The 12,879-nt window shown below is 46.1% G+C and carries 13 protein-coding genes; all 13 read left to right on the top strand.

Going from position 1 to position 12,879, the window contains the following annotated elements:
- Position 1 precedes the first annotated feature (1 nt).
- The gene (gene yfmH / locus M3661_RS16130; protein WP_065292586.1) at positions 2-1,282 is read left to right on the top strand and encodes an EF-P 5-aminopentanol modification-associated protein YfmH; all 1,281 of its coding nucleotides are present in this window, start codon (positions 2-4) and stop codon (positions 1,280-1,282) included.
- A 79-nt stretch (positions 1,283-1,361) separates the two neighbouring features.
- Complete coding sequence (ymfI, locus tag M3661_RS16125; protein ID WP_065292585.1) at positions 1,362-2,108, top strand: elongation factor P 5-aminopentanone reductase; 747 nt, start codon at positions 1,362-1,364, stop codon at positions 2,106-2,108.
- A 93-nt stretch (positions 2,109-2,201) separates the two neighbouring features.
- Complete coding sequence (locus M3661_RS16120) at positions 2,202-2,456, top strand: DUF3243 domain-containing protein (protein WP_065292584.1); 255 nt, start codon at positions 2,202-2,204, stop codon at positions 2,454-2,456.
- Between the two features lie 241 nt (positions 2,457-2,697).
- A complete protein-coding gene (locus M3661_RS16115) occupies positions 2,698-3,462 on the top strand; it encodes a DUF3388 domain-containing protein (protein ID WP_021256487.1) in 765 nt (254 codons plus the stop codon).
- 50 nt (positions 3,463-3,512) lie between these two features.
- The gene (locus tag M3661_RS16110) at positions 3,513-4,478 is read left to right on the top strand and encodes a helix-turn-helix domain-containing protein (protein ID WP_251486712.1); all 966 of its coding nucleotides are present in this window, start codon (positions 3,513-3,515) and stop codon (positions 4,476-4,478) included.
- Between the two features lie 133 nt (positions 4,479-4,611).
- Positions 4,612-4,776: a hypothetical protein gene (locus M3661_RS16105; RefSeq protein WP_021256485.1), complete on the top strand. Its 165-nt coding sequence runs from the start codon at positions 4,612-4,614 to the stop codon at positions 4,774-4,776.
- 127 nt (positions 4,777-4,903) lie between these two features.
- Positions 4,904-5,395 (top strand): YajQ family cyclic di-GMP-binding protein, encoded by a 492-nt coding sequence (locus M3661_RS16100; protein WP_036592415.1) that lies wholly within the window; start codon positions 4,904-4,906, stop codon positions 5,393-5,395.
- A gap of 157 nt (positions 5,396-5,552) precedes the next feature.
- Positions 5,553-6,881 carry a 30S ribosomal protein S12 methylthiotransferase RimO gene (gene rimO / locus M3661_RS16095; protein WP_021262408.1) on the top strand — a complete coding sequence of 443 codons (1,329 nt, stop codon included), beginning with the start codon at positions 5,553-5,555 and terminating at the stop codon, positions 6,879-6,881.
- The gene (gene pgsA / locus M3661_RS16090; RefSeq protein WP_021256482.1) at positions 6,878-7,459 is read left to right on the top strand and encodes a CDP-diacylglycerol--glycerol-3-phosphate 3-phosphatidyltransferase; all 582 of its coding nucleotides are present in this window, start codon (positions 6,878-6,880) and stop codon (positions 7,457-7,459) included. Before rimO ends, pgsA begins: the two co-directional genes overlap by 4 nt.
- Before the next feature lie 127 nt (positions 7,460-7,586).
- Entirely contained in the window at positions 7,587-8,855 is a 1,269-nt protein-coding gene (locus M3661_RS16085) for a competence/damage-inducible protein A (protein WP_251486709.1), read from the top strand.
- A 250-nt stretch (positions 8,856-9,105) separates the two neighbouring features.
- Positions 9,106-10,164: a recombinase RecA gene (recA, locus tag M3661_RS16080; RefSeq protein ID WP_036592478.1), complete on the top strand. Its 1,059-nt coding sequence runs from the start codon at positions 9,106-9,108 to the stop codon at positions 10,162-10,164.
- A 70-nt stretch (positions 10,165-10,234) separates the two neighbouring features.
- Positions 10,235-10,915 (top strand): regulatory protein RecX, encoded by a 681-nt coding sequence (locus M3661_RS16075; protein WP_251486706.1) that lies wholly within the window; start codon positions 10,235-10,237, stop codon positions 10,913-10,915.
- 303 nt (positions 10,916-11,218) lie between these two features.
- Entirely contained in the window at positions 11,219-12,766 is a 1,548-nt protein-coding gene (gene rny, locus M3661_RS16070; protein WP_021256478.1) for a ribonuclease Y, read from the top strand.
- The last annotated feature ends 113 nt before the right edge of the window (positions 12,767-12,879 follow it).

Here is a 12,879-nt window from a genome sequence, read left to right as displayed (position 1 = left end):
GATGGAACAACGTCAATACTCCAATTTGCAAGAAACCATATATTATGAGCGGATGGACAATGGTCTGGATGTGTATGTTCTGCCAAAAGCGGGATTCCAGAAAACATACGCAACCTTCTCTACAAAATATGGCTCCATCGACAATCACTTTCAAGTAGAAGGACAAGAAGAGGTTCAAGTTCCGGATGGGATTGCCCATTTCTTAGAGCATAAAATGTTCGAAGAGCCAGAAGGGGATATATTCGCGAAGTTCGCAGAACTGGGGGCATCTGCGAATGCCTTCACTTCATTTGATCGTACGGTCTATTTGTTCTCTTCCACTTCACATATTGAAGAGAGCCTGCAGACATTGATTGATTTCGTGCAAAGACCTTATTTTACAGATGAAAATGTAGAAAAAGAAAAAGGCATTATCGGCCAAGAGATTAACATGTATCGCGACAATGCAGCGTGGCGAGTGTACTTCGGCCTTATTGAGGCAATGTACCACATCCATCCTGTTCATATCGACATTGCAGGCACAATCGAATCGATTGGAACCATTACGAAGGAGACGCTCTATACGTGCTACCACACCTTCTATCATCCTTCCAATATGCTGCTGTTCGTTGTAGGCGGTGTTGATCCGAAGGGCATCTTCGAACTTGTGCGAAGCAATCAAGCGGCCAAATCATTCGAGCCACAGGGCGACATTCGCCGGATCTTTGAAGAGGAGCCTGTTGAGGTTAAGGAAGCAAGACGTGTGGCGAAGCTGCCCGTTTCTCTGCCGCGTTGTCTATTTGGCTGCAAGGAACCGCGTCCGGGCTTAGAGGGCAGAGCGCTTTTGGAATACGAAGTGACAACCCGCCTCATGCTGGACTTGATGATGGGCAGCAGTTCGCCGTTGTATCAGACCCTGTATGAGGAGGGTTTGACGACAGATTCATTTGGCAGCGAATATACCTGCAGTCCGGACTATGCATTCTCCATTATCGGCGGTGAATCAAAAGACCCTGATGGCCTAGTGAAGCGGGTGCAGGAGCTAATTGATGAACGCAAGGCGTCGGGCTTTGAGCAGGCAGCATTTGAGCGTATTCGCAACAAATCGATTGGCTCATACTTGCGCATGCTTAATTCACCTGAAGCAATTGCCAATGAATTTACGAAGTATAAGTTCCGTGATACCGATTTATTTGATATACTTTCGGTATACGAGACGCTAACGTTAGAACAAGTTCATCAACGGTTGAAAGATCATTTTGATTGGAATCGGCTGGCAGTATCTATTGTCGAACAACCGTAACATACGAAGGCGTGCCTATCAATAGGTGCGTCTTCTTTTTTATCTAAAGAGAATACTTGTCCATAGGGGGAGAACATGTATGAAAGCATTGTCAGATACTTCTGTTCTTATTACCGGAGCAAGCCGAGGAATTGGAGCTGCGATTGCGGAGCGCTTCGCCCAAGTCGGCATGAAAATTGTTATTCATTATTTGCATTCACATGAAGCAGCAAATGAGGTAGCCCGTAAATGCATCAATCACGGGGCGCAAGTAATGACGATTTCAGCTGATCTAAGAGATATGGAACAGCTAGATCGAATGAAGGACAAGCTTGATGAACTGGGGTTTACACCCGACATCTTGGTTAACAATGCTGGGGTTGCCTATTACGGATTGTTCACGGATGTGACAGAACAAGAATGGACGGACTGCATGGATATCAATCTGAAGGGGATGTTTATGTGCACCCAGCGGTTCGCTCCTCACATGATTACGCAGAAGTACGGTCGAATCATCAACGTATCTTCAATTTGGGGAATCACTGGAGCATCTTGTGAAGTCATGTATTCGATGGCCAAAGGCGGGGTTAATGCGTTTACGAAAGCATTGGCCAAAGAGCTGGCTCCTTCTGGTGTAACCGTAAATGCAGTAGCTCCAGGGGTAGTGGATACCGATATGGTGAAGCATCTGGATAAACAAGAGCGAATGGCATTGCAAGAAGATATTCCGTTAGGACGGCTTGGAACCCCTGAAGAAATAGCCTCCCTTATTTACTATTTGGCATTGCCGGAATCCGGTTATATTACAGGACAGATTATTAGTCCCAACGGTGGATGGCAGATGTAAGCGATCTGTTTGCAGACAGAACGTATAATTCCGGTGGCAGAGGCACATATTACGACTGATGAATTCACACTAGGCCACAAGGAGGGCGTTCTCATGTCATCAGTACTTGAAAACTTCGACTCGTGGAAAAAGTTTCTTGGTGAGCGTGTCAAGCAAGCAAAAGGGCTAGGCATGTCTGAAGAAACAATTTCCAAGCTTGCTTTTGAGATCGGATCATTTCTGGAAGAAAAGGTTGATCCTAAAAATGCAGAAGAAAGTGCATTGAGGGAGTTATGGAATGTAGGCTCTGATGAAGAGCGGCAAACGATTGCTCGTTTGATGGTAAAATTGGCTGATAAAAACGGGTAATTCGTCATTTTGTCCATATATCTAAAGAAAGGAAGTTCTGGTACGAACTTTCTTTCTTTTCATACCCATAACCAGGCGCAAACGACATGAATACATGCTCAGAACCTGCTATAATGGTACTTAATCGGAGAAAATAAGAAAGTATTGCGTTTTTTCTCGTTTTTTAGCCATACTCCGGTGGAATTTGTGTCCCATGTATTGTAGAATGGAAAACGGCGGATAACCGTGGATGAGGTGTGTCATGGAGTACAAACAGTGGTATATGGAATATAAGATACATAAGAACCGACCTGGTCTTCTTGGAGACATTGCTTCGCTGCTTGGTATGCTTGAAGTGAATATCTTGACGATTAATGGTGTGGAAGACAAGACAAGAGGAATGCTTCTGCAAACCGATGATGATGAGAAGATCGAAATCATGGGACAGATGCTGAAAAAGGTTGACAATATTACAGTGTCCGCACTACGGCAGCCGAAGTTGGTTGATATTCTGGCTGTACGCCATGGCAGATATATTGAACGCGATTCTGATGATCGGAAGACGTTCCGCTTTACAAGGGATGAGCTTGGCTTGCTGGTTGATTTTCTGGGGGAAATATTCAAGCGGGATGGCCATCAGGTGATCGGACTTCGAGGAATGCCCCGGGTTGGCAAGACAGAGTCCATCATTGCTGGAAGTGTGTGTGCGATGAAGCGCTGGACGTTTGTATCTTCGACGCTGCTCAGGCAGACCGTACGCAGCCAAATGTCGGATGAAGAATTGAATCCAAACAATATCTTTATTATCGATGGTATTGTCAGTACAATTCGTTCAAATGAGAAGCATGCTGGATTGCTAGATGAAATTATCAACATGCCATCCACGAAGGTCATAGAGCATCCAGACATATTTGTTCAAGAAACCGGCTATAGTTATGATTTCTTCGATTATATTATTGAATTGCGCAGTAACCCGGATGAGGAAATTACGTATGAATCGTTTACGATAAATTATAACGAAATTTAACATAAAGCAGTACGCAAGTGCAGCTTGGATTAAGGACAGGAGGTGAAGTTGTGTCAGAATTAGGGCAATTATTGAAAAAAGCAAGAGTGGAGAAGAATCTCTCTCTGGATGATGTGCAAGAAGCAACGAAGATACGTAAACGTTACTTGGAAGCGATTGAAGAAGGGGACTATAAGGTTCTGCCGGGTTCGTTCTATGTACGTGCTTTCGTGAAGACGTATGCAGAGACGGTAGGCTTGAATCCTGATGAAGTATTGCAGTATTACCGCAACGACATCCCAACGCCGGAACCAGAGCCAACAATTGAACCGCTAATGCGTACGAAGAAACGTAGTGTACAAGCTCCGTCTGATCGATTCGGACGCTGGGCATCGACGCTGCTTCTATGGGCATTCATCATTCTTATTGGTGTCATAGTATATTTCTTCGTCGTGATGAAAGTGAATCCGAGCACAACGGATAACACTTCTGATGATACGAATATTACAGAGACACAAAATCCATCAATAGGCTCAAATGGAGCGGCGAATGGCGACAAAGCAGGACAAAACAATGCAGGTGGAGCGGTTCAGCAGCCGGTTAAGCCTACTACGCCGGAACCTCCGAAACAGGTGGAGAAGCCAATCGTCATGTTGGAATCCTCCAAGCGCTCTGAGGATGTATACACCGTATCGGCTCCAGCAAACACGCCAGTGAAGGTAGAGATTAAAGCGGCAGGCGACAGAAGCTGGCTGGCTGTTCATGAGAAGAGCAGCAGCGGGAAGAAGCTTCATTATGCAACATTGGAGAAAGATCAGACCGTTACGTTCGATATGACCGAACAAGGTATGTTCATTCGTGCAGGCTATGCCAAAGCAATTGAAGTGACAGTTGCTGGCGAAGCATTGACGAAATCCGATAACGAAGGCTCCAAAAATATTCGTCTGCAGTGGGTATCTTATGAGGAAGCTCAGAAGCTGCAAACGGAGAAGCAAGGTCAAGCCTCAACGAACAATGCGAACCAAGGCTCACGTTAAGTAAGCGGTCTTTCCTTAGGTACTTGGTGTGAATTTCATCATGATACATGACATATTCACTTTGCGAGAGGAGACAATAATAGCTGCGGCGATCATTGTTATTCTCCAATAAAATAAAGTGAGGTGTCGAGCGATGGCAACCAGTTGGATCGTTACCGGAGCAGGTATTGTGGTCAGCTTGTTAGGGTATTACTTGACGCCAAGTGTTTGGGGGTACGGTGTGTTAGGCTTCGGACTGGCTCATATTTTGCTGGGTATTATTGATATGTTCCGAGCGCCAGCACGTGTCCGTTTTTAGACAATCGCATGCTACTGGGGCATTCTTTTGCAGGCTTAGGTCTGCGTAAGAATGCCTTTGTGTATATACATAACTATGATCATACAAAGGGTTTGATTTGAAAGCAGTATTTGTAAAGGGGGAGCTAATGATGGCGGACAGTTCATTTGATATTGTATCCAAGTTGGATCTACAGGAAATGAATAACGCGATTACACAAGCAATGAAGGAGATCGAATCTCGATACGATTTCAAAGGGAGCAAAAGTAAAATTACACTTGAGAAGGATGAAGTGATAATTGTCTCGGATGACGAGTACAAACTGAAAAATGTCATTGATATTTTACAGTCCAAAATGGCCAAGCGCGGCGTAGCCATTAAAAATATGGAGTTCGGCAAAATTGAACCTGCAGCTTCTGCTGCGGTACGGCAGCGAGCGAAATGCAAACAAGGAATCGATCAGGATGTAGCAAAGAAAATTAACATTATGATCCGTGATTCGAAGTTAAAAGTAAAGAGTCAAATCCAAGGTGATCAGATTCGGGTTACTGGGAAAAGTAAAGATGATTTGCAAGCTGTTATGACGCTGTTACGAGGTGCAAATCTGCCGCTAGATCTACAGTTTACGAATTATCGCTAAACGATAGCCCATCATCACTAAGCTGCAAGAGGGAAGGATGCTGGGCTCTTTTTGCTTTTTTGACTCCAAAGTCATGCCTGTATTATACTTGATGAGGTACATAGACATACGGATGTGAAAATACTCCAATGGGAGTCTGCCTTATGGGGGATGTAAAATGACAGAAAAGATTAAAATCGTAACGTTGGGCTGCGACAAAAACTTGGTTGATTCCGAGATTATGTCCGGCTTAATTTATGAGCGTGGATATGAACTGGTGGAAAACGAAGAAGAAGCAACGGTAATCATCGTCAACACATGTGGATTCATTGATGCTGCTAAGGAAGAATCGGTGAATACGATCTTAAGACTAGCAGATTTGAAGGAAACTGCTGACTTGAAGGCACTTATTGTATCCGGATGCTTAACGCAGCGATACAAGGAGCAGCTGCTTGATGAAATGCCGGAGATTGACGGTATCGTTGGTACCGGTGATTTTGACAAAATCAATGATATTGTTGATGAAGCCCTGCAAGGAAGCAGGCCGATTCGTGTAGGCAATCCCGTATTCGATTATGATCGCATCCTTCCACGCAAAGTGGCGACTCCACGCTATACGGCATATGTCAAAATAGCCGAAGGCTGCGACAATAACTGCACATTTTGCAGTATACCAATCATGAGAGGCAAGTTCCGCAGCCGTACAATGGAATCCATTCTTGCTGAGGTAGCTCAGCTTGCAGGACAAGGGGTCAAGGAGATTAGCCTAATTGCCCAAGATTCCACGAATTATGGTGTAGATTTATACGACGGTTTCAAGCTGCCGGAGTTAATGAATAAAGTAAGCGAAATTCCGGGTGTGGAATGGGTTCGTCTGCACTATGCGTACCCTGGATTTTTTACTGAGGAGCTTATGGATGCGATTGCGAGCAATCCGAAGATTTGCAAGTATATCGACATGCCATTGCAGCATAGTGAAGATAGCATTTTGAAGCGCATGAGACGTCCTGGTCGCCAGCGTGATTCCCGAGAGCTGGTGAATAAAATTCGTGAACGAATTCCTGGTGTAGCGCTGCGTACGTCTATTATCGTAGGGTTCCCTGGAGAAACGGACGAAGACTTTGACAGATTATGCGACTTCATCAGGGAGATGAAGTTCGATCGGCTTGGCGTATTTACCTATTCTTCCGAAGAGGACACGCCTGCAACGAGGCTGCCAGACCATGTGCCTGATGATGTTAAGGAGTGGCGTGCGAATACCCTTATGGAAATTCAGCGCCAAGTATCTAAAGAAGTAAGTGAAAAGCGTATTGGTGATATATTGGAAGTCCTTGTTGAGCGTTACGATGGCCGCAATGATGTGTTCATTGGCCGCTCGCAATTCGACGCCCCTGAAATTGACGGGGAAGTATTTATTTCCGGCCAGCCATTGAGTATTGGGGAAATTGCCAAGGTAAGGATTACTCATGCGCTTGAATTTGACTTAGCCGGGGAGGGTCTCGCGTGAATCTGGCGAACAAGATAACGTTAGTCCGTATTTTTCTTGTGCCAATAATGATGTTCTTCCTATTGGTGAACTTTGATTATTTGCCTGCGATTGAACTAGAGGGTTTCTCGATTACTTACAACCAGATTATTGCGGCCTTGATCTTCATTATTGCTGCAAGTACCGATGGATTGGATGGTTATATCGCCCGTAAACGCAAAATGGTTACAAATTTAGGAAAGCTTCTTGATCCACTTGCAGACAAGCTGCTCGTAGCGGCGGTTCTTATCTCACTTGTTGAGATGCAAAAATGTGATGCGTGGATTGCGGTTGTTATTATTAGCCGTGAATTTGCGGTTACTGGCCTAAGGCAAGTTGCCTTGCTCGAAGGAACTGTTGTTGCTGCAAGCAAGTGGGGGAAATGGAAAACAGCAACCCAAATTACGGCGATTGCAGCGATGCTGCTGAACAATTTCCCATTTGCGTTCGTTCATTTCCGGTTTGACATCTTGGCGACTTGGGTCGCTGCGTTAATTACCGTATACTCGGGAATTGACTACTTTGTAAAAAATAAAAATGTGCTTCACCTTTCGGATTGATAACGGAAGCTGATAGGTCAATAGGTGCTTTTTCCATAGTTCCGGCTCTCCGGGCAGGAAGGGGCACCTATTCGCATGTATAGACTAGTAAAATGCTTGATAACGACTTATAGGGATGGTGGTTGGCATGAAAGCAGAGATCATTGCAGTTGGGACAGAACTGCTGCTGGGACAAATCGTCAATACGAATGCGCAATATATTTCGCAGCGACTGGCAGTGGTTGGTGTAGATGTGTTCTATCATACGGTTGTTGGGGATAATGCTGTGCGGATTCGACAATGCATTGAAACGGCATGCAAGCGTTCCGATCTGCTTATCTTCACGGGTGGTCTAGGACCGACGATGGATGATCTGACGAAGGATGTGCTAGCGGAGATGTTGGGCCGCAAGATGACCTATGATGAGCCCGCAATGGCCAAGATGACCGAGATGTTTGCGGGGCGCGGCATACAAATGGTCGAAAGCAATAAGCGTCAGGCGAATGTGATAGACGGCGCTGATGTGCTGAAGAACTCGACTGGGCTTGCTGTAGGAAATGCCCTGCGGCATGATGGTACTACATATGTACTGCTTCCTGGACCACCTCGTGAAATGAAGCCGATGCTCGATGATGAGGCGATTCCGTGGTTGAAGAGCCAGCAGCTCATTGATCAATCTTCATTATATACACGGATGCTGAAATTCGCAGGCATCGGCGAATCTGGGCTTGAGAATGCTCTTCTAGATCTCATTGAACAGCAGACGGACACAACGATTGCCACCTATGCTAAGGAAGGCGAGGTTCTCGTTCGATTAGCCGTCAAAGGGACAGATCAGCACGAGGCAGATGTGAAGCTTGATCAGGTTGAACGGGAAATTCACAACCGATTGGGGATGCATTTGTATGCTGCCAAGGATGTATCTTTGCCAGATGTGTTGGTGGAGCAGTTATCGCAGCTTGGCCTGACCTTGTCCGCAGCAGAGAGCTGTACGGGCGGGATGTTTGCGGATATGATCACAGCTGTTCCGGGAAGCTCGCAAGTATTTGCGGGCGGGGCGGTAACCTATTCGAATGAGATGAAAGAGCGCATTCTAGGCGTGCCTCATGAACTGCTCGAGGGTGAAAATGCGCCTGGTGCGGTCAGCGAGCCAACAGCCAAGGCAATGGCTGAAGGGATGCGTGATATTGCAGATACGGATTTCACAGTTGCCATAACAGGCGTAGCAGGACCAGCTCACTCCGAGCGGAAGCCTGTAGGCCTCGTTTATATTGCGATTGCGGAGAAGGGCCGGGAAATCGTAGTGGAGGAGCTTCGTTTGAACGGAGATCGAGAAGGAATCCGCCGCCGTACTGTATATGCTATTATGTATCGATTGTGGAGAAGGCTGCAGGATCGAACAGTACATATTCATTAACAAATGTTGACAAATGAAGTAGTGGAGGATACAATCGAATCATAAGATACGGAAGAACCGTAACGAAGTGTATACACGCTTTGTTGCGGTTTTTTTTGTTGGTGCACCAGATGTTGGTATGTGGATAGTATGTAAATAAAAGTAATAAACGTTCGTAAAAAACGAATGTATGTTCGAAAAAATGCTTGGCAAACTGAATAAAACACGTTATGATGTATATATCAAACGAATCAGTGAAGGAAGTGAGTTTGTGTCAGATCGTCGCGCTGCGTTAGAAATGGCTTTGCGTCAAATTGAGAAACAATTCGGTAAAGGTTCGATCATGAAACTTGGCGAATCCAATCACATGCAAGTGGAGATTGTGCCAAGTGGATCGCTTGCATTAGATATAGCTCTAGGAATCGGTGGTTTGCCGAGAGGTCGTATTATTGAAGTATATGGACCGGAATCTTCCGGTAAGACAACGGTTGCACTTCATGCGATCGCAGAAGTACAGAAGACAGGTGGACAAGCTGCATTTATTGATGCGGAGCACGCATTGGATCCAGCATATGCGAACAAGCTTGGCGTTAATATCGATGAGCTCCTGTTATCCCAACCGGACACAGGGGAGCAGGCGCTTGAAATCGCGGAAGCATTGGTACGAAGTGGTGCAGTAGACATTATCGTTATTGACTCTGTTGCTGCACTTGTGCCGAAAGCGGAGATTGAAGGCGAGATGGGTGATTCCCATGTCGGCCTGCAAGCACGTCTAATGTCGCAGGCTTTGCGTAAATTGTCTGGTGCAATCAGCAAGTCGAAGACGATTGCGATCTTCATCAACCAGCTTCGCGAGAAGGTTGGCGTTATGTTCGGTAACCCAGAGACGACTCCTGGTGGCCGTGCCTTGAAGTTCTATTCCAGCGTTCGTCTTGATGTGCGTCGTGTTGAGACCATTAAGCAAGGTACGGACATGATTGGTAACCGCACTCGGATTAAGGTCGTTAAGAATAAGGTTGCGCCTCCATTCAAACAGGCGGACATCGATATTATGTATGGTGAAGGTATTTCTCGTGAGGGAAGCATCGTCGATATTGGTACAGAGATGGATATCGTGCAGAAGAGCGGTGCATGGTACTCCTTCGAAGGTGAGCGTCTGGGTCAAGGCCGCGAGAATGCCAAGCAATTCTTGAAGGAACATTCGGAGATTGCCCTTACAATCGAAAATCAAATTCGTGCAGCAAGCAATCTGACTACAACAATCCCTGATAAGGGTGTCAGTGAAGATGACGATGATGCATTTGAATTGGAATTAGGTGACGACGAATAATTTGTTGTTAGCTCAAGCACCTTCGCGTTAAGCGAAGGTGCTTCTATGTATTTGTATGGAGGAGAGTCGTTTGAAGGATAGCGAACGCATCGTAACGATTACTCGTGTAGAGCGAATCGAGAGGCAGGCAGGCCGTTATAAGATTCATTTCGATGGAGCGGAACCGCTAGAAGTGCATGAAGATGTGATGGTAAAGTTTCGGTTATTGAAAGGTACTGAGTTGTCTCTGGACTCGCTCACGGAGATATTGCGCGCAGACGAAGGGAATAAGGCCTACGTGCAGGCGATCAAGTATTTGCAACGCAAACCACGTACTCGCATTGAACTCGCCCGTAACCTAGCTCAGAAGGGCTATGAGGATGGGATTGTGCAAGAGGTGCTTGATCGTCTGGAACGTGAGTGGCTTGTCGATGATAAATCATATGCGATGCAGTGGGCGCATCAGCGCTTGAATCGACATATGAAGGGGCGCCGATGGATTCAGCATGAGCTGAAGCAGAAGGGAGTACAAGAGCGGCATATTGAGACAGCTCTTCATTCGATAGACCCAGATGAAGAGTGGAACAGTGCATTGTCCGCAGCTCGCAAAAAATGGCGGCAGACAAAGGGAGACCTGCATCTGCGCAAGCAGAAGGTCGCCGCATTCCTTGCACGTAGAGGCTATCCAATGGATATGGCTAGGCGCGCAGCTTACACTGCAGCAGATGAGCGCAGTGAAGAAGAGGAAGTTTCCCACGACATCGAGGAATAATAAAATGACCACTCACGTCATTTGCTTGACAATATCTTTTCTTGAATAATAAAATGAACATGTATCTTTATTTTCACGAGATCAATCTCCTCTTCCAGAGATTGATTTCTAATGATTCATTTCGCCAATTTACTGATTTCCGATTGTCGCCTCAAGGCGACGCCCGTGTATGCGCAATGCATACACATAAGCTGGCGTATTCGCGCCAGTCCATTGAGTTAATTAATGAATAGGGAAACTTGAAAACCACAAATGTAACCTGTCCCAAGCAGTGCTTGGAGGAACCAACGGGGAGGTGAGGCAATGAACGTTCAACTTTGGCTCGCGATCGTTCTCGTTGTGGCCGCATTGTTCTTGGGGTTTGGAATCGGATACCTGATTCGCAAATCGCTTGCCGAAGCGAAGATAACGAGTGCTGAACACGCCGCGGAACAAATTATGGATGGCGCACGCAAGGAAGCTGAAGCACTGAAGAAAGAAACGGTGTTGGAAGCAAAAGACGAAATCCATAAGCTTCGTAATGAAGCGGAGAAGGACATCCGCGAACGACGGAACGAAGTTCAACGACTCGAAAGACGCTTATTGCAAAAAGAAGAGTCGTTGGATAAAAAGTTAGAAGCGCTGGAACGTAAAGAAGAACAAGTAGCTGCTAAAGAGAGACGAATCGAAGAAACACAAGAACAGGTCGATCAAATTTGTCAGCAGCAAGTTACAGAATTGGAACGCATTTCGAATCTGACGATGGAAGATGCGCGTACAATTATTTTGACGAATGTAGAGCAAGAAGTGCGTCATGAAACGGCACAAATGATTAAAGAAATCGAGCAGCAGGCTCGTGAGGAATCGGACAAGCGCTCTCGTGAGATTATTACGATGGCTATCCAACGTTGCGCTGCAGATCATGTCGCAGAAACGACGGTATCCGTTGTTGCATTGCCGAACGAAGAGATGAAGGGCCGCATCATCGGACGCGAAGGACGCAATATCCGCGCGCTCGAGACATTGACAGGAATCGATCTCATTATTGACGATACGCCTGAAGCGGTTATTCTGTCCGGATTCGACCCAATTCGCCGTGAAATTGCAAGAACATCTCTTGAGAAACTCGTTGCGGATGGACGTATTCATCCAGCACGCATCGAGGAAATGGTGGAGAAATCGCGCAAGGAAGTGGACGAGCGTATTCGCGAATACGGAGAACAAGCTACGTTCGAAGTCGGTGTGCACGGATTGCATCCTGATTTGATCAAAATATTGGGACGTTTGAAGTTCCGTACAAGCTACGGACAAAACGTACTGAAGCATTCTATGGAAGTGGCTTATCTTGCTGGATTGATGGCAGGAGAGCTCGGAGTGGATGTAACGTTAGCCAAACGTGCCGGGCTGTTGCATGACATCGGAAAAGCGTTGGATCATGAAGTTGAAGGATCTCACGTCGAAATCGGCGTAGAGTTGGCGAAGAAGTATAAAGAACATCCTGTAGTCATTAACAGTATCGCATCCCATCATGGCGATTGTGAAGCAACATCCGTTATCGCTATGCTGGTCGCTGCGGCTGATGCCTTGTCAGCAGCTAGACCGGGAGCCCGTAGGGAAACGCTTGAAACATACATCAAACGACTTGAAAAACTGGAAGAGATTTCGGAGTCGTTCGAGGGCGTTGAGAAATCATACGCGATTCAGGCGGGACGTGAGGTTCGCGTAATGGTACAGCCGGATAAGATTGATGATGCGGAAGCGTATCGCCTCGCTCGCGAGATTACGAAGACAATTGAGGGCGAATTGGATTATCCGGGGCATATTAAAGTTACGGTCATTCGCGAAACCCGAGCGGTTGAATATGCGAAGTAAGATGATGCACATATAGGATTTGGAGAAGTGGCCTTATTAGGCCACTTCTCCCTTTTAGGAGATATAAAGCAGTCTCTGCGATCGATCGTACCGATCAGGCACATCGAATAGAG

This window comes from Paenibacillus sp. MER 180, assembly GCF_023713665.1.
Classification (GTDB): domain Bacteria; phylum Bacillota; class Bacilli; order Paenibacillales; family Paenibacillaceae; genus Paenibacillus_B; species Paenibacillus_B suaedae.
The sequence above is the reverse complement of the archived record's forward strand: the minus strand, read 5'-3'. Positions and strand labels throughout refer to the sequence as shown.